Origin of the sequence: Agreia pratensis, assembly GCF_900177685.1 — a bacterium.
Taxonomy (GTDB): Bacteria; Actinomycetota; Actinomycetes; order Actinomycetales; family Microbacteriaceae; genus Agreia; species Agreia pratensis.
On the sequence record NZ_FXAY01000003.1, the window covers coordinates 341,082 to 357,915 of the forward strand.

Annotated in this window: 13 protein-coding genes; 8 read left to right on the plus strand and 5 right to left on the minus strand. The window is 64.6% G+C overall.

What is annotated here, in order from left to right; genetic code table 11:
- Nucleotides 1–19: 19 nt before the first annotated feature.
- Nucleotides 20–2,104 (minus strand): DNA gyrase/topoisomerase IV subunit B, encoded by a 2,085-nt coding sequence (locus B9Y86_RS11210; RefSeq protein WP_085485986.1) that lies wholly within the window; start codon nt 2,102–2,104, stop codon nt 20–22.
- 208 nt (nt 2,105–2,312) lie between these two features.
- Between B9Y86_RS11210 and B9Y86_RS11215 the strand changes: the two genes are divergently transcribed.
- Nucleotides 2,313–2,540, plus strand: a complete 228-nt coding sequence (locus B9Y86_RS11215; RefSeq protein WP_085485988.1) for a DUF7455 domain-containing protein — start codon at nt 2,313–2,315, stop codon at nt 2,538–2,540.
- A 65-nt stretch (nt 2,541–2,605) separates the two neighbouring features.
- Here B9Y86_RS11215 and B9Y86_RS11220 read toward each other — a convergent pair whose 3' ends face one another.
- On the minus strand, nt 2,606–5,107 hold the full coding sequence (locus B9Y86_RS11220; protein WP_085485990.1) for a DNA gyrase/topoisomerase IV subunit A: 2,502 nt from the start codon (nt 5,105–5,107) through the stop codon (nt 2,606–2,608).
- A gap of 189 nt (nt 5,108–5,296) precedes the next feature.
- Here B9Y86_RS11220 and B9Y86_RS11225 point away from each other — a divergent pair, with 189 nt between their 5' ends.
- Nucleotides 5,297–6,364 (plus strand): alkaline phosphatase family protein, encoded by a 1,068-nt coding sequence (locus tag B9Y86_RS11225; protein ID WP_244894731.1) that lies wholly within the window; start codon nt 5,297–5,299, stop codon nt 6,362–6,364.
- Between the two features lie 9 nt (nt 6,365–6,373).
- Here the strand turns inward: B9Y86_RS11225 and sepH are convergent, their stop codons facing one another.
- A complete protein-coding gene (gene sepH / locus B9Y86_RS11230) occupies nt 6,374–7,552 on the minus strand; it encodes a septation protein SepH (RefSeq protein ID WP_228515462.1) in 1,179 nt (392 codons plus the stop codon).
- Between the two features lie 160 nt (nt 7,553–7,712).
- On the opposite strand from sepH, the gene B9Y86_RS11235 reads away from it, so the two are divergent.
- A complete protein-coding gene (locus tag B9Y86_RS11235) occupies nt 7,713–8,006 on the plus strand; it encodes a DUF4193 domain-containing protein (protein WP_055928962.1) in 294 nt (97 codons plus the stop codon).
- 30 nt (nt 8,007–8,036) lie between these two features.
- Here B9Y86_RS11235 and B9Y86_RS11240 read toward each other — a convergent pair whose 3' ends face one another.
- The gene (locus tag B9Y86_RS11240) at nt 8,037–8,468 is read right to left on the minus strand and encodes a DUF3093 domain-containing protein (protein WP_085485996.1); all 432 of its coding nucleotides are present in this window, start codon (nt 8,466–8,468) and stop codon (nt 8,037–8,039) included.
- A gap of 40 nt (nt 8,469–8,508) precedes the next feature.
- Here B9Y86_RS11240 and dut point away from each other — a divergent pair, with 40 nt between their 5' ends.
- From dut to dxs, 5 genes are all read left to right on the plus strand, one after another.
- Nucleotides 8,509–8,997, plus strand: a complete 489-nt coding sequence (gene dut / locus B9Y86_RS11245; RefSeq protein WP_176223343.1) for a dUTP diphosphatase — start codon at nt 8,509–8,511, stop codon at nt 8,995–8,997.
- Nucleotides 8,994–9,662, plus strand: coding sequence for a DUF3710 domain-containing protein (locus tag B9Y86_RS11250; protein ID WP_085486000.1), 669 nt, complete (start codon nt 8,994–8,996; stop codon nt 9,660–9,662). Before dut ends, B9Y86_RS11250 begins: the two co-directional genes overlap by 4 nt.
- Nucleotides 9,662–10,387: a DUF3159 domain-containing protein gene (locus B9Y86_RS11255; protein ID WP_085486002.1), complete on the plus strand. Its 726-nt coding sequence runs from the start codon at nt 9,662–9,664 to the stop codon at nt 10,385–10,387. Before B9Y86_RS11250 ends, B9Y86_RS11255 begins: the two co-directional genes overlap by 1 nt.
- A 166-nt stretch (nt 10,388–10,553) precedes the next feature.
- Nucleotides 10,554–13,373, plus strand: coding sequence for an aconitate hydratase (locus B9Y86_RS11260; protein ID WP_085486004.1), 2,820 nt, complete (start codon nt 10,554–10,556; stop codon nt 13,371–13,373).
- A 135-nt stretch (nt 13,374–13,508) separates the two neighbouring features.
- Nucleotides 13,509–15,446 carry a 1-deoxy-D-xylulose-5-phosphate synthase gene (dxs, locus tag B9Y86_RS11265; RefSeq protein WP_085486006.1) on the plus strand — a complete coding sequence of 646 codons (1,938 nt, stop codon included), beginning with the start codon at nt 13,509–13,511 and terminating at the stop codon, nt 15,444–15,446.
- On the opposite strand, the gene B9Y86_RS11270 is transcribed toward dxs, so the two are convergent.
- Nucleotides 15,436–16,623, minus strand: coding sequence for a hypothetical protein (locus tag B9Y86_RS11270; RefSeq protein WP_217809196.1), 1,188 nt, complete (start codon nt 16,621–16,623; stop codon nt 15,436–15,438). The genes dxs and B9Y86_RS11270 overlap by 11 nt on opposite strands.
- Nucleotides 16,624–16,834: the final 211 nt, after the last annotated feature.

A 16,834-nucleotide genomic window follows, 5' to 3' on the forward strand; every position in this document is an offset into this window, starting at 1 on the left:
GTCGCTGGTGTGGCGCCGATCAGGTGTCGATGCGCTCTCGCGACATGCCCTCTGAACCGGCGATGATGAACTCCTTGCGTGGGGCCACGTCGTCTCCCATCAAGAGGTCGAACGTGCGCTCGGCACGCTCCGCGTCGCTGACCCCCACCCGGCGCAGGGTGCGATGGCGCTTGTCCATCGTGGTCGTCGCGAGCTGATCGGCATCCATCTCGCCGAGACCTTTGTAGCGCTGAATCGGGTCCTGGTAGCGCTTCTTAGCCTTGTCGAGCTGGGCGAGCAGCGTGTGCAGTTCGGCCTCTGAATAGGTGTAGATCGTCTCGTTGGGCTTCGTTCCCGGGTTCATGATCACGACGCGGTGCAGCGGAGGCACGGCGGCGTACACCCGACCGTCCTCAACGAGCGGCCTCATGTACCGGAAGAACAGGGTAAGCAGCAGGGTCCTGATGTGCGCGCCATCGACGTCGGCGTCGCTCATCAGGATGATCTTGCCGTAGCGGGCAGTCGACAGGTCGAACGACCGCCCCGACCCAGCTCCGATGACCTGGATGATCGAGGCGCACTCGGTGTTGCCGAGCATGTCCGATACAGATGCCTTCTGAACATTGAGGATCTTGCCTCGAATCGGCAGAAGCGCCTGGAACTCGCTGTTGCGGGCAAGCTTCGCCGTTCCCAGCGCCGAGTCTCCCTCGACGATCATCAACTCGCTGAGGGCGACATCGTTGGAGCGGCAATCGACCAGCTTCGCAGGCAATGACGACGACTCGAGGGCATTCTTGCGGCGCTGAGTCTCTTTGTGCGCCCGAGCGGAGATGCGCGACTTCATCTCGGCGACGACCTTGTCGAGCACCAGCGCGGTCTGAGCCTTGTCGTCGCGCTTCGTCGACTCGAATCTCTCCTTCAGGCCTTTCGTGACGACCTGAGACACGATGTTGCGCACGGCGGGCGTTCCGAGAATCTCCTTCGTCTGGCCCTCGAACTGCGGCTCGGGCAGGCGCACGGTGAGAACAGCGGTCAGCCCTGCGAGGACATCGTCTTTCTCGAGCTTGTCGGTGCCTGCCTTGAGCCTGCGCGCATTTGCCTCGACGGTCTGTCGCAGGAACTTCAGAAGACCCGCTTCGAAACCGGCCTGATGCGTTCCGCCCTTCGGCGTCGCGATGATGTTCACAAAACTGCGGAACGTCGTCTCGTAGCCTGTTCCCCAGCGCAGGGCCAGGTCGACCTCGCACTCCCGACTGAGCTCCGTCGGCACCATGGCGCCCTGGGGTGAGAGCACGGGAACCGTCTCGGTGAACGATCCGCTTCCCTGGAGCCGCCACGTCTCGGTGACTCCGGAATCCGTCGCGAGGTGTTCGACGAACTCCGCGATCCCTCCGTCGAACCGGAAAGCATCGCGGCGCACTTCGTCGCCGCGTTCGTCGGTGATGCCGATCGACAGGCCCGGCACGAGGAACGCGGTCTGGCGGGCTCGATCGAAGAGCTCTTCTGTCTGGAAGCGCGCTGTCGAGCTGAAGATCTGCCGGTCGGCCCAATAGCGGATGCGCGTTCCCGTGACGCCGCGCTTGACCTTGCCGACGATGCGGAGTTCGCTGCCGTTCTCGAACGGGGTGAACGGTGCGTCCGGTGTCGGTGTCGAACCGGAGTCGTCGAAGACGCCCGGCTCTCCGCGATGAAACGACATGGCGTAGGTCTTGCCGTCTCGGTCGACCTCGACATCGAGGCGCTCCGACAGAGCGTTGACGACAGACGCACCGACGCCGTGCAGACCACCGGATGCCGCATACGATCCCGAGCCGAACTTTCCGCCGGCGTGCAGCTTGGTGAAGACGACCTCGACGCCGGACAGGCCGGTTTTCGGCTCGATGTCGACGGGGATGCCGCGTGCGCGGTCACGAACCTCGACGCTCGAATCGGCGTGCAGCTGGATTTCGATCTCCGAGCCGTGGCCACCCAGAGCCTCGTCGACGGAATTGTCGATGATCTCCCAGACGCAGTGCATCAGACCGCGGGAATCCGTGGATCCGATGTACATGCCAGGGCGCTTGCGCACAGCCTCGAGACCCTCGAGTACAGACAGGTGCCGTGCGGAATAGTCGGCCGATGCCACGTGTTCTCCCAAATAAGCGTCGGGCCTATTCGATCAGGGCCCAGCGATCAACTGTAGTTTCCCCCCGGGGCGGGCCGGTCCACCGACACGGAAGAGCCGATTCGACGTACGCGCAGAGCGAAACACGGGCGAAAGCGGCACCCGCAAAACCTACCCGTGATTTGATAACTAGATCGGTTGTCGAGCAGCGAGGCGTGAGGAGCATCACATGCACACAACAGCAACGGAAAACGGCACCATCACCGAAGAGCCCACCTACCAACTGACCGGCGCTGACCGCTGCGACAGCTGCGGCGCTCAGGCATACGTTCGAGTAGAGATGGAGTCCGGCAGCGAACTCTTCTTCTGCTCGCACCACGGCAAGAAGTTCCACGACAAGCTTTCGCCGCTCGCCAAGAGCTGGCTCGACGAATCGGCCCGACTTCTCGAGAAGTAGGCCGCGGCAGCGGGTCTGAGATACGAGAGAGGCCGTTCCCCCTGGGAACGGCCTCTCTCGTCTTTTCAGTCTGCGCTCGGCGCGGAGTCGGACGGCATCCGGGAGGCCATCGTGGCGCCGATCGAACCGACGATAGCGTCGAGCGGCGTGCCGGAGGCATCGCGACGGGCACCGCCGTCAGGCAGCTGGCGGATCGAGCCGTCTGTGCCGACCGCGAGTGCCGGCTGCGGTCCCACCCACGCCTGGAGCATGATGTCTTCGCCCTTCAAGAACCGCTGAGCGCGGACTCCGCCGGTCGCACGGCCCTTGGCGGGGAACTCAGAGAAGTCGGACACCTTGGCACTACCGGGATCGGTGCCGGGGAGCATAGAGGTGCTGCCTGCGACAGTCGCGACGACGGCGCTGTCCTCTGCCGAAACCGCTCCGAAGAAGATGCAACGGGCTCCGGGCGACAGCTTCATGCCTGCCATGCCTCCCGCTGTGCGGCCCTGCGGCCGCACGGAACTCACCGAGAACCGTAGCAGTTGCGCGTCCGAGGCCGCGAAGACCAGTTCGCTCTGCTCGGCGGGCTGGGCTACACCGACGACTTGGTCGCCCTGCTTGAGCGCGATGATCTCGAAGTCGGGCTTGTTCGCGTAGTCCTGAGGAATGAGCCGCTTCACCACGCCGCTGATGGTGCCGAGAGCGATCGGTACAGGAGAGTCGAGCGAGACGAGGCCGACCACGCGCTCTTTCTTCGTATCGAGCCCCAGGTATTCCGCGATGCGCACTCCGGCGGCGAGCTGCACCGAGTTGATCGGCACGACGGGCAGATCGAGCACCGGCATCCGGATGAGCCTGCCGAGTGTGGTGACGGCACCGACCTCGCTGCGGCTCGTGGTGCTCACCAGCGACAGCACGGCATCGTGACGCGCCCGACGGGCCCCCGCACCGGGAAGCGGCGCGGCATCCGTGCCTTCGGGGTAGTCGATGCGGATGGCCCTGCCCGTTGTGCTCAGAACGATCACGCACGCTGTGTCGGCGAGCTCGAGCACGACGGGCTGCGCCCGACGTGAAGACGGCGCAGCACCGGGCTTCGCCTCGGTGAGCAGAGTTCGGCGAGGAGTGCCGAGCTTCTCTGCAACGGCATCCAGTTCGGTCGATACCGCACGGCGGATCAACGCGGGGGAGCCGAGAAGAGCGGTGAGTTCTTCGATCTCTTTGCGGAGGGAATCCCGCTCGGCCTCGAGCTCGATGCGCGAGAACTTGGTGAGCCGTCGAAGACGCAGTTCGAGAATGTAGTCCGCCTGAAGCACGCTCAGCTCGAACACGTCGATCAGTCGAACGCGCGCGGCCTCGGTGTCGTCGCTCGCCCTGATCACCTGGATGACCTCGTCGATGTCGAGGATCGCGATGAGCAGACCCTCGACGAGGTGCAGCCTCTCGGTTCGGCGGGCCAGACGGAAACGCGTACGCCGCGTGATCACCTCGATGCGGTGGTCGATGTAGACCTGCAGCAGATCACGCAGACCGAGAGTCTGGGGCTCGCCTCGCACCAGGGCGACGTTGTTGATGTTGAACGACTCTTCGAGGGGTGTGTAGCGGTAGAGCTGCTCGAGCACGGCGTCGGGACTGAAGCCGGTCTTGATGCCGATGACCAACCGCAGACCGTGGGTGCGGTCGGTGAGGTCGGTGACGTCGGAGATGCCGGCGAGCTTCTTGCTCGTCACACCGTCTTTGATCTTCGAGATCACCTTCTCGGTTCCCACGAGATAGGGCAGCTCGGTGACGACGAGACCGACCTTGCGCGCGGTGAGGTTCTCGATACTCACCCGAGCCCGTGTCTTGAAGCTTCCCCGGCCGGTCGTATACGCATCTCGAATTCCCGCCAGCCCGACGATCGTTCCGCCCCCGGGCAGATCCGGGCCGGGAATGAACGACATCAGGTCATCGATCGACGCGTCGGGGTTCTCGATCAGGTAGCGCGCCCCGGCGACGACCTCGACGAGATTGTGGGGAGCCATATTCGTGGCCATTCCCACCGCGATCCCAGCCGCGCCGTTGACGAGCAGGTTGGGAAACGCCGCAGGAAGGACGTCGGGCTGAGTCAACTGGTTGTCGTAGTTGGGAACGAAGTCCACGACGTCTTCGTCGAGTCCGTCAGTCATTGCGAGGGCAGCAGCTGCGAGGCGCGCCTCGGTGTATCGCGGCGCGGCGGGACCATCGTCGGGGGAACCGAAGTTGCCGTGCCCGTCGATCAGAGGAACCCGCAGAGTCCACGACTGGGCCATGCGCACGAGCGCGTCATAGATGGCCGTGTCGCCGTGAGGGTGCAGTTTGCCCATGACCTCGCCCACCACACGGGCGCTCTTGACGTGCCCTCGGTCGGGGCGGAGTCCCATGTCGCTCATCTGGTAGAGGATCCGTCGCTGCACAGGCTTGAGACCGTCGCGAGCGTCAGGCAGGGCGCGGGAGTAGATCACCGAGTAGGCGTACTCGAGGAACGAATCCTGCATCTCGGTCGAGACGTCGACGTCGAGAATCTTCTCGGGCGTCTCAGGGGCGGCGTCTGGTGTCTGAGGTGTCATACCTGAATGGGGCTTTCTTCGAAGAAAGGCGGCACACCGCTTCGGGATCGGTGGACGCTCGGTTCGTGATCGGGACGAGAGATCCTGCCGTCACGTGTGCCAGACTTGGCCCCGATGCCCCCTATGCTACCGGCGACCCGATCCGACGAGCCTCGTCTGTCGGACGTGTTGCCCAGTTGCCTCGCGGCCGTGACATCCGAAGACAACCGCCTCGGGCTCCCGGCCGTGTCGAAAACCGTCGTCGTGCTTGTCGACGGGCTCGGCGCATCCGCCCTGCGCCAGCGAGCCGGGCACGCCCGATTTCTGACCTCGCGCTTTTTCAAGAAAGCGACGCTCGTCAGCGGCTTCCCCACGACGACGGCTGCGGCACTCACCTCCCTCACGACGGGAGCATCGCCGGGGCAGCACGGACTGGTCGGCTACTCCGCACTGATCCCGGCTTCTCAGCGGGTGGCGAATCAGTTGACCGGATGGGCTCCCGATATGGAACCCTCCCTGTGGCAGAGGCGCAGCACCGTGTTCGAGCACGCTACGGCCGCAGGAATCGATGCCACGGCCGTCGGACCGCGGAGATACGAATCCTCGGGCTTCACTCATGCGGTGCTGCGTGGCGCAGAGTATCTGGCCGCCGATTCGATCTCTGACAGATTCGAGGCGGCTCGTTCGGTGCTCGACCGCGATTCCCGTTCGATCTCATACGTGTACGTTCCCGAACTCGATATGACGGCCCATGCCCACGGGTGGCAGTCCGACCGGTGGACGCATCTGCTCGAGGAACTCGACTCGGCTATGCAGTCGTTCGTGCGCACTGTACGCGCAGACGAAGGGGTCCTGCTCACGGCAGACCACGGCGTCATCGATGTGCCCGAGACATCCCACGTGCTCTTCGGAGGGGACGAGCACATGGCGGGGGTCATCCATATTGCCGGAGATCCCCGGTGCCTGCAGCTGCACCTCGACCCCACGCTCTCGGCAGAGGCGCGGCAGGCGGTTCTGGATGCCTGGCGCGAGTCAGAAGGCGAGCGCGCGTGGGTGCTCACCAGACACGAGGCGATCGAGGCAGGATGGTTCGGCGCGGTCGACGATGCCGTTGTGCCTCGCATAGGCGACATCATCGTCGCCGCGGCGAAGAACATCGTCTACTACGACGCGCGTAAGCCTCATGACCCGTCACGCCGAATGGTCGGTCAACACGGATCCTGGAATTCGGACGAGTTGATGGTTCCGCTGCTCAGATTCGGTGCGTTCGAGCGCTGAGATCGTGGTTCAGGCGAGATCGTCGTCGGTGCGAGCGCCGAAGACGATCTCATCCCAGCTCGGCATCGCAGCTCGGCTGCGGCGCGGCGGCTTCGGCTGAGACGCCGTGGGAGCGGGTGCGTCCGACTCAGGCGTGTCGATGCCGTCGAGCGTGTCAGTTCGCGCGGCCGATGCCCAGATCGACGAGGTGAGAGTCGGTCGCGACTCCGAGTCGCGCTTCTCGCGCGGTGACTCGGTGGGCCGCTCGGAAGCGGCTCCCGCGGCCGACGGACCGGGGGAGGATCCGCTGTCGTCGAAGTCGTCGACGAAGACGGCTGCCTCGCGTTCGCCCCGTCGACGACGGAGCGCCTCGAGAAGGTCTGCCGTCTGGTTCAGGTTCTCTGCGGGACGTTCTTCGGAACGGGAGATCGCGGCAGAGGTGGCTGCAGCCGATGACTCCGCCGACGACGTGCTCCGACCGTAAGGAATCACCTCGGGGTTGGGAGCAGTGTCGTTCGTGGTGGTCGGTACTGCGGCGGGCCCGGTCTCCGACTCTTCCGCCTCGACGCGTGGTGACACGACGCGGAGTCTGGGAATCAGCCCCTCGGTGATCTCACCGTTCTGCGACAGCGTGACCGCTTCGGTATTCAGAGGAACGAGGGCGTGACGCTTGGGGTCGTACTGCCACCGTGCATCGTGCTCGATGTCGTTCGCCGTGAACGACAGCTTGACGATCCAGCCGGATTCGTCCTTCCAGCTCGCCCATCGCTCGTCGGATGCGCCGAGTCCTTCCAGGCGCTCCTGAATCGCATCGCCGAAGGTCGAGGTCGGTTCCTCGCCCAATGGGTCGAGTGCGGAGTCGATCTGCACCGCCACCTTGAGTGCCGAGTTCACCACGTAGGCGCGCTCTGCGAGCACTGGACCCTCGAATCGTTCGACGTAGTCGAGGTCGGCTCCCGTGAGGCGACTCACCTCCTCGGCGGACAAGCCAGAACGAATATGACCCTGGATCTCGCGGGGCGAGACGCGCTTGCCCGTGTTCGACGGCGTCAGGGTCTGCCTGATCCGGCTCTGAAGCACGTCGTCGATAGCGATGCGGTATCGCTCGCCGGCGTCGGATGCAACAAGGAGGGCGCCGTCTTCGACGCCGATTACTGTCAATTCCTGCATGGTGAAGGGGCCTCCAGCGGTCACTGTTGGTACGACCATGCCACGTTCTCGGCCGAATATCGGGAATGTAATGGGCGTGCCGCAAGTTGATGGCGTCGATGGGCGATGCGGACTCGAATCCGAATTGCTATTCCGGTGGCTTTCGTGCAAACTAACGCCGCCGATTTGGTTTTATCAATCTCCTCAGAAGTGGATGGGCATGGCAACTGATTACGACGCTCCGCGCAAGAACGACGACGATTCGGAGTCGATTGAAGCGCTCAAAGAGCGCGTTCCAGACAAGATGTCTGGTGTCGTAGATGTTGACGATGCCGACAACCCCGGTGGCTTCGAACTGCCGGGAGCCGATCTCTCGGACCTCGATCTCGACGTCGTCGTCCTGCCCCCACAGGCCGACGAATTCACCTGCGTCAACTGCTTCCTCGTGAAGCACCGCTCGCAGATCGATCACGAAGAGAAGCTCGGTCCGATCTGCGTGGAGTGCGCTGCCTGACGCAGAGCACCCCGCGCACGGTACCGCCGGCTAGGCGGACAGAGCAGCCGTCAACCCCTCAGGATTCCGGGACGACACGAGCCAATACGGCGTCGGGTCGTCCGGATCCTCGAGGGGTATTTTTACGACCGGGTCCACCCATCCGCGCAGGCAGAGCCATGCGCGAGCATCCAGACGCTGGCCGCGCTGAAGAGTCGCCGCGCCGCCCCTGAATATCGACGGTGTGCCGACGAGCTCGACGGGGATCCGAGCCTTGCCCGCGATCAACATGCCGTCTTTCACCTCGATCACAGGCGCGAGGACGATGAAGATTCCCGCCAGCCCCACGAAGAGAACGCCGGCTGCGATGACGCCGGCGACGATGTTCACCGGTGCGAGCACGAGAATGCTCGCCGGTATGACGAGTGCGGTGGCGAGGTAGATCCAGATTGAGGGCCAGAGCCGCTCACGATACGAAGACATGCACCTATTCGATCAGACAAACTGCACTACCCTCGACTGCGTGACCCAGTCAGTCGAAGTTCTCATTCAGGCCACCGATATTCCCAGCTACTCCCACCCTGGCGACGCGGGAGCCGATCTCACGTCGACGGAGGCGCTGACCCTGGCCCCCGGGGAGCGTCGACTCGTCGGCACCGGCGTGAGCATCGCTCTTCCCGACGGTTTCGCCGCGTTCGTTGTTCCGCGCAGTGGGCTCGCCGCCAAGCACGGCATCACGATCGTGAACTCTCCGGGAACAGTCGATGCGGGATACCGAGGTGAGATCAAGGTCGCTCTCCTGAACACGGACAGCACCGTGCCGTACGATATCGGCGTCGGGGATCGAATCGCCCAGCTCATCGTCATGCCGGTTTCCCGTGCCGTCTTCATTCCCGTCGAGACTCTTCCCGGCAGCGACAGGGGCGAAGGAGGATTCGGGTCGACCGGATACTCCACGTCTCCGTCGATCACCGGGCCCACAGCATCCGAATCACAAGGAGAGAACGCATGAGCGATCTGCAGAAGCCGAACGACGACGCAGGCGTAGAGGCGATCGACGACGTCGACGACCAGACGCCGCTCGACACGAAGTCGGCACCGGAGAATCGCGCGGAAGAAGGGCCCTTCGACGCGGATGAGGCCAACCCCGCTCGCCCCTATGTCGATCTCGGTGGTCTCAAGATCCTCCCTCGCGAAGGGCTGCACCTGCGGCTCGAGGTCGAAGAGGGAACCAACCGCGTTGTCGCCGTCGGTCTCGACTACGCCGGATCCACCCTTCAGGTGCAGGCGTTCGCCGCTCCGCGGTCCACGGGACTCTGGCACGAGATCCGCGCTCAGATCGAAGACCAGATCATCAAGCAGGGCGGAAAGAGCACGGCTCGCGAGGGTGCCTTCGGGCCAGAACTGGTGGGAGAGGTGCCTGTCGCGGCAGGCCCGTCAGCCGACTCCTCATCGTCGCGTCTGGCACGCTTCGTCGGCGTCGACGGACCCCGGTGGTTCCTTCGGGGCGTCATCGCTGGTGAGGCACTGACCAACCCGGCCGCCGAACTCGCGATCGAAGAGCTCTTCAGAAGCGTGGTCGTGGTGCGAGGAACGCAGCCCATGCCGCCGCGCGACCTCATTCCTCTCAACATGCCGAAGACCGCCGCAACGGCCACGCCTCCGACGAGCGCCTGATGTCGGAGCCGCAGCCCGACGACCGCACGCCTGCTCCCAGCCTCTCGCAGACATTCGCGGATGCGGCACGACGTGCGGGTATCGGCCAGGTGACGCCGGGCGAGACTCCCACGGCCGCGTCGCTCATTCGGGCGATCGGGGGAGTGCGCGGGCTCATCGAATCGCTTCTCCCCGGGCTCGCGTTCCTCGTCATCTATACCGTGACGAGCGATCTCACACCGAGCGTTCTCGCCCCCGTCATCGTGGCGGTCGGCTTCATCGTCGTCAGAGCAGTCACACGAAGCCCTGTCATGCCCGCGGTCACCGGCCTGCTCGGTGTGGCGATCTCGGCGGCTCTCGCGCTCTTCACCGGGCGGGCAGAAGACAACTTCCTTCCCGGGCTCATCATCAATGCGGTCAGCATCGTGGTGCTGCTGGTCTCGATCATCGTTCGCTGGCCACTCATCGGCATCATCGTCGGACTGCTCACCGGAGATTCGACCGGATGGCGTTCCGATCGGGCGAAGTTCCGGGTCGTGCTCGTCGCGACATGGTGCTGGGTCGGCCTCTTCGCGCTGCGGCTCGGCGTCGAGGGTCCCCTCTACCTCACTAGTCAGGCGGCCGCCCTCGGATCAGTCAAATTGATCCTCGGGGTGCCGCTCTATGCCGCCATGCTGTGGGTGACCTGGCTTCTGGTGCGCACGGCGTTCGGTCACGGCAAGAGCGACGCCGACGCTCGCTCATAAAGAGCGGCCTCGACCAAGCAGGTGTTACGATTTATCTTGACGTCAAGATAGATTGGGGCTCTCGCCCGGAGGCCCCGCCCGGCATTGCGGTTAGGTTAGCCTTGCTAGCCCTGGAGCGTTCCCGGGGACAAAGATTGACTTCAGGAGCTCGAAGGAGAAGGCGACGATGTCGAAAGTCAACAGCTTTGGATCGAAAGATCAGCTGCAGGTCGGGAACGAATCATACGAGGTTTATCGCATCGATAAGGTCCCCGGTTACGAGAAACTTCCCTTCAGCCTGAAGGTTCTGCTCGAGAACCTGCTGCGCACCGAAGATGGCGGAAACATCACCGCGGAGCACATCGAAGCCCTGGGTGGCTGGGTTCCGACGTCGGAGCCCGACACCGAGATCCAGTTCACGCCAGCCCGCGTCGTGATGCAGGACTTCACGGGCGTTCCCTGCATCGTCGACCTGGCCACCATGCGTGAAGCCGTCGGCAGCCTGGGCGGCGACCCGACCAAGATCAACCCGCTGGCGCCTGCCGAGATGGTCATCGACCACTCCGTGATCGCCGACTTGTTCGGCTCCGACGATGCCCTCGAGCGCAATGTCGAACTCGAGTACGAGCGCAATGGCGAGCGATACCAGTTCCTCCGCTGGGGACAGACGGCATTCGACGACTTCAAGGTCGTGCCGCCGGGAACGGGCATCGTGCACCAGGTCAACATCGAATACCTGGCGCGTGTCACGATGACCCGCGAGGTAGACGGCGTTCTCCGCGCTTACCCCGACACCTGCGTCGGCACCGATTCCCACACCACCATGGTCAACGGCCTGGGTGTGCTCGGTTGGGGCGTGGGCGGCATCGAGGCTGAAGCGGCCATGCTCGGCCAGCCCGTCTCGATGCTCATACCCAAGGTCGTCGGTTTCAAGCTCTCGGGCGCGATCCCCACGGGCGTCACCGCGACCGACGTCGTGCTCACGATCACACAGATGCTGCGCAAGCACGGTGTGGTCGGCAAGTTCGTCGAGTTCTACGGCGCGGGCGTCGCCGAGGTTCCCCTGGCGAACCGGGCAACCATCGGAAACATGAGCCCCGAGTTCGGTTCCACCGCAGCCATGTTCCCGATCGACGACGTCACCCTCGACTACTTGCGGCTCACGGGTCGCAGCGAAGAGCAGGTCAAGCTCGTCGAGGCGTACGCGAAGCTGCAGACGCTCTGGCACGACCCGAGCGTCGAACCGGTCTTCAGCGAGTACCTCGAACTCGACCTCGCCACCGTCGTGCCCTCGATCGCCGGACCGAAGCGTCCGCAGGACCGCATCGAACTCAGCGAATCGAAGAACCAGTTCGAGCACGACCTCAACGACTATGCCCGCGTCGAGCACGACATCGTCGACCTCGTCGGCACCGGATCCTTCCCGGCATCCGACCCGGGAGAGCTGTCACCCGAAGACGCGGAGCCGGCACACGCCCACAGCCACTCGCACGCCAGCCACGCGCCCAAGACGGCATCCAAGCCCACGGTCGTGTCGCTCGACGACGGCACGAACTTCACGCTCGACCATGGTGCCGTCGCTATCGCTGCGATCACCTCGTGCACGAACACGTCCAACCCCTCGGTCATGCTCGCCGCAGGACTCCTTGCCCGCAATGCCAGCCAGAAGGGCCTCAAGGCGAAGCCGTGGGTCAAGACGACGCTGGCGCCCGGGTCGAAGGTCGTCACCGACTACTACGAGAAGGCGGGTCTCACCTCGTACCTCGAGGATCTCGGCTTCTACACGGTCGGCTACGGCTGCACCACCTGCATCGGCAACTCCGGGCCACTGCTCGACGAGATCTCGTCCGCGGTCCAGGACAACGACCTCGCGGTCACGGCAGTTCTCTCGGGAAACCGCAACTTCGAGGGTCGCATCAACCCCGATGTCAAGATGAACTACCTCGCGTCGCCGCCGCTGGTCATCGCCTACGCCCTCGCCGGCTCGATGAACTTCGACTTCGAGACGGATGCGCTCGGAACCGATACCGACGGAAACGACGTCTTCCTGAAGGACATCTGGCCCGACGCCGCCGAGGTGCAGTCGACCATCGACTCCTCGATCGACACCGACATGTTCCAGCACGAGTACGCGGGTGTCTTCGATGGAGACGAACGGTGGCGTTCGCTTCCCACGCCCGAGGGAGCGACCTTCGAGTGGGATTCCGAGTCGACCTACGTGCGGAAGCCTCCGTACTTCGACGGAATGACCATGGAGACGACTCCGGTCACCGACATCGTCAACGCTCGTGTGCTGGCCAAGCTCGGCGACTCCGTCACGACCGACCACATCAGCCCGGCCGGTTCCATCAAGGGTGACAGCCCCGCCGGCCGCTACCTCGACGAACACGGCGTCGACCGCAAGGACTACAACTCCTACGGCTCTCGTCGCGGAAACCACGAGGTGATGATCCGCGGAACCTTCGCGAACATCAGGCTCAAGAACCAGCTGCTCGACGGCGTCGAAGGTGGCTACACGCGCGACTTCACGCAGGCCGACGGACCGCAGTCGTTCATCTACGACGCTGCACAGAACTATGCAGCCTCCTCGACCCCGCTCGTGATCTTCGGAGGCAAGGAGTACGGCTCCGGTTCATCTCGCGACTGGGCAGCCAAGGGCACGAGCCTTCTGGGTGTCAAAGCGGTCATCACCGAGAGCTTCGAGCGCATCCACCGCTCGAACCTGATCGGTATGGGCGTCGTTCCGTTGCAGTTCCCCGCCGGTGAGTCCTGGGCATCGCTCGGGCTCGACGGAACCGAGATCGTCAGCATCGCGGGCATCGAGCAGCTCAACGAGGGAGTCACGCCGCGCACCGTGCGCGTCACGGCCACGCCGAGCGAGCAGTCACCCGAGGGCAAGCAGACAATCGAGTTCGACGCCGTCGTGCGCATCGACACTCCGGGCGAGGCGGACTACTACCGCAACGGCGGAATTCTGCAGTACGTGCTGCGGAGCCTCGTAGCCTGATCGACACGAGCGCCCTCGCTGGATGCGTCATAGCATCCCCGAGGGCGTTCCGTCGTTCCGAGCGGCGGTCGGAACGATCCGTCATAGACTCGAACGAGGGGCCGGCCGGCCCTCACGAACGGAAGGGCCGTCTGCATGAGCCTGCTGGAGAACATCTCGGGTCCCCGGGATCTCGACGCTCTCAGTCAGGAGCAGCTCGTTCAGCTCGCTGCCGAGATCCGCCAGTTCCTCGTCGCCGAGGTATCGAAGACCGGGGGACACCTCGGGCCGAACCTGGGCGTGGTCGAGACGACCTTGGCCATTCACCGCGTGTTCGATTCGCCCCGTGACGCGATCGTCTTCGACACCGGCCACCAGTCTTATGTGCACAAGCTACTCACGGGTAGACAGGACTTCTCCCGACTCCGCCAGCAGGGCGGTCTGGCGGGCTACCCTCAGCGCTCCGAGAGCGAGCACGACGTGGTCGAGAGTTCGCATGCATCGAGCTCTCTGTCGTGGGCCGACGGCATCTCCCGCGCGTTCGAGATGACGGGCCAGAGCGACCGGCACGTCATCGCGGTGGTGGGCGATGGCGCTCTCACCGGTGGCATGACCTGGGAAGCGCTCAACAACATCAGTGACGACAACACCCGCAAACTGGTGATCGTCGTGAACGACAACGGCCGTTCCTACGCTCCGACCATCGGAGGAATGGCTCGCTACCTCAACTCCGTTCGCACGAACACCAAGTATCGAAACCTGCATCAATCGTCACGCGAGCTCTTCGATCGATTCGGAGGGCCTGGCCGGGCCATCTACCGCGGTATACGCGGAGGCACCCACGGATTCCTCAGTCGTTTCTCGAACAACGAGGCGCTGTACTCCAACCTCGATATCAAGTACATCGGTCCGATCCACGGACACGATCTGCAGGCGATGCAAGAAGCCCTGCTGCAGGCGAAGCGATACGCCCAGCCGGTGATCGTGCATGCCATCACCGAGAAGGGGCGCGGTTACGAGCCAGCTCTGAGCGACGTCGCCGACCAATTCCATGCCGTCGGGCAGATCGATCCCGAAACCGGCGAGGCGTTGGGCGGACCGAGCGCGCCGTCATGGACGGGCGTATTCAGCGATGAGATCGTGGCACTGGCGGAAAAGGATCCCACCATCGTGGGCATCACCGCGGCGATGCTGCGGCCGACCGGCCTGCACAAGCTGGCCGAACGCTTCCCCGCCCGGGTCTTCGACGTCGGCATCGCCGAACAGCATGCCGTCACCTCCGCCGCCGGCCTGGCCTTCGGGGGCCTCCATCCGGTGGTCGCCGTCTACGCCACGTTCATCAACAGGGCGTTCGACCAGGTGCTGATGGATGTCGCGCTGCACCGTGCCGGGGTGACGTTCGTTCTCGACAGAGCCGGCGTCACGGGCCCAGACGGGCCGAGCCACCATGGCATGTGGGATCTCGCGATCCTGCAGGTCGTTCCGAACATCCGCCTCAGCGCTCCACGTGACGCCGAGAGGCTGCGCGAGGAGCTGGGTGAGGCTGTGGCCGTCTCGGACGGCCCGACGGTCGTACGGTTCCCCAAGGGCAGCGTGGGCGAGGAGATCAGGGCCGTACGGCGACTCGACGACGGCGTCGACGTGCTCGTCGAGCACGAACGCAAAGACGTTCTGATCGTCACCGTCGGCCCGATGGCCAAGACGGGTCTCGAGGTAGCCGAGCGGCTCGCAGCGCAGGGTATCGGCTCGACGGTGATCGATCCGCGCTGGGTAGTTCCCGTGCCGCGAAGCGTGCTCGACCTGGCTGCCGAGCACCGCATCGTCATCTCTATCGAAGACGGTATCCGCGTCGGCGGTGTCGGCACGCGGATTCGGCAGGATCTTCGCGAGGCGGGTATCGATACGGCGGTGACCGAACTGGGGCTGCCCGACGAATTCTTGGATCATGCCGAGCGCGCGCAGATCATGGAGCGCGTGGGACTGACTCCTCAGCACATCGCCCGCGATGTGGTGGCCCAGGTTCTCGGGAGCAAGATCCCGATAGCGCGTCCACTCGAGGGCGAGAGCGAGAACGAGCGGCGCATCACCCGCTAGTCGTCGCGAGGCCCCTGGCAGAGACCACGACGGCGGCGTGCCGAGTCCAGTGGCGGAAGAGCCGCAATCCCGTCTGCACGTGGGTTATTCCGTGCTCGCGGGCCGCATCCACGACCTCGCCCGTGCGGGCGGAGCCACCGGGCTCGATGATGGTCGCGACGCCGTACTCAGCGGCATGCTCGACATTGTCGCGAAAGGGTAGATACCCGTCCGAGACGAGAGTCACACCGTGCAACTTGTCAGTCCATGTCTGGCGCCATGAAGGCTCGTCGTACAGCTCCCGTGCTCCACGACCGAACAGCCCGCAGAACGTATCACGTTGGCCACGGGTCATCTCGTGGCCGGCGAAGCGAATCTGCCAGTTCAGCCGGTCCTGCCGCCTCATCCCCGCGATCACCGGCAGCTCCCGCACAGACGGATGGCGGCGCAGCCACCACACCCCCACCTTGGACCCCGCCAGGCGAACGCAGTCGACCCGCCTCTGCTGCCCGGCCCCGATGCCGATCGCGGCCCCGTCCTTGACAGCCACGACAGAATTGGACTGTGTGTAGCGGGCGGCCGCCATCCCCAGCAGCGCGTCCTCGCGAGTCCGGCCGGCAAGCAAGGGATTGGCCGGGAGCGCAGCGGCAAGATCCGCCGCATCGCGGTCCTGCACGATCGTCGCACCGAGAACATTGCGCTGCTCGCGCGCAGGCGGCTGCATCGTCGAGTCTGCCTCGAATACGAGGAAGCGGCCGGACTTCTTCTGCCTCAGCAGCTCGAGCACGCCCGGCTCGAACCCGGGAGCGATGACCGCATCGCAGATCACGGTGCGCAAGAAGTCGGCGGTCTCACCGTCTACCGGACGCGACAGCGCCACCACATCACCGAATGACGACTTCGGATCTGCATCACGCGCCCGCAGATACGCAGCCAGCACCGAGTCATCCGCCGGCACCCGCACACCCCACGTCTCGGCCGTCGTCGCGTCTATCTCGCCCGCAAGCGCAGCTCCGGCTGGCGAGACATGTTTGAACGACGCCGCCGCCGCGCGGCCTGTCAACGCGTCGGCCTCGCGAACCAACGCGAACGCGTTGAGCGCGTCGAGGTAGTTGATAAGCGACGGCTCACCGCTCAGAACTGTCGGTCCGCCGGCGATCAGCTCAGCGGCCTGGTGCGGGTTGGTCCCGTAGCGCATGTGTTGTCCCATCTCATTGAAGAAGATGGGCACCCAGGCGGTCGATGCCGTTCACACGCTCCCTGCCGGTGATCCCGGCCACGCCAGTCGCCCCAGCAGACTAGCTTCCTCAGCTGGGGGGCGCCGCGAATCAAGCAGCAGTGTCACTGACTCGGGCGATCACCCCGTCGAGGGCGCTCGCTACCCGGCACTGCAAGGTCATGGCCTCACA

Excerpts from the sequence above, each read along its gene's own strand:
- B9Y86_RS11270 (WP_217809196.1), bottom strand. The coding sequence starts at position 16,623 with ATGCGCTACGGGACCAACCCGCACCAGGCCGCTGAGCTGATCGCCGGC.
- B9Y86_RS11235 (WP_055928962.1), top strand. The coding sequence starts at position 7,713 with ATGGCAACTGATTACGACGCTCCGCGCAAGAACGACGACGATTCGGAG.
- B9Y86_RS11240 (WP_085485996.1), bottom strand. The coding sequence starts at position 8,468 with ATGTCTTCGTATCGTGAGCGGCTCTGGCCCTCAATCTGGATCTACCTC.
- B9Y86_RS11255 (WP_085486002.1), top strand. The coding sequence starts at position 9,662 with ATGTCGGAGCCGCAGCCCGACGACCGCACGCCTGCTCCCAGCCTCTCG.
- B9Y86_RS11260 (WP_085486004.1), top strand. The coding sequence starts at position 10,554 with ATGTCGAAAGTCAACAGCTTTGGATCGAAAGATCAGCTGCAGGTCGGG.
- sepH (WP_228515462.1), bottom strand. The coding sequence starts at position 7,552 with ATGGTCGTACCAACAGTGACCGCTGGAGGCCCCTTCACCATGCAGGAA.
- dxs (WP_085486006.1), top strand. The coding sequence starts at position 13,509 with ATGAGCCTGCTGGAGAACATCTCGGGTCCCCGGGATCTCGACGCTCTC.
- B9Y86_RS11215 (WP_085485988.1), top strand. The coding sequence starts at position 2,313 with ATGCACACAACAGCAACGGAAAACGGCACCATCACCGAAGAGCCCACC.
- B9Y86_RS11220 (WP_085485990.1), bottom strand. The coding sequence starts at position 5,107 with ATGACACCTCAGACACCAGACGCCGCCCCTGAGACGCCCGAGAAGATT.
- B9Y86_RS11250 (WP_085486000.1), top strand. The coding sequence starts at position 8,994 with ATGAGCGATCTGCAGAAGCCGAACGACGACGCAGGCGTAGAGGCGATC.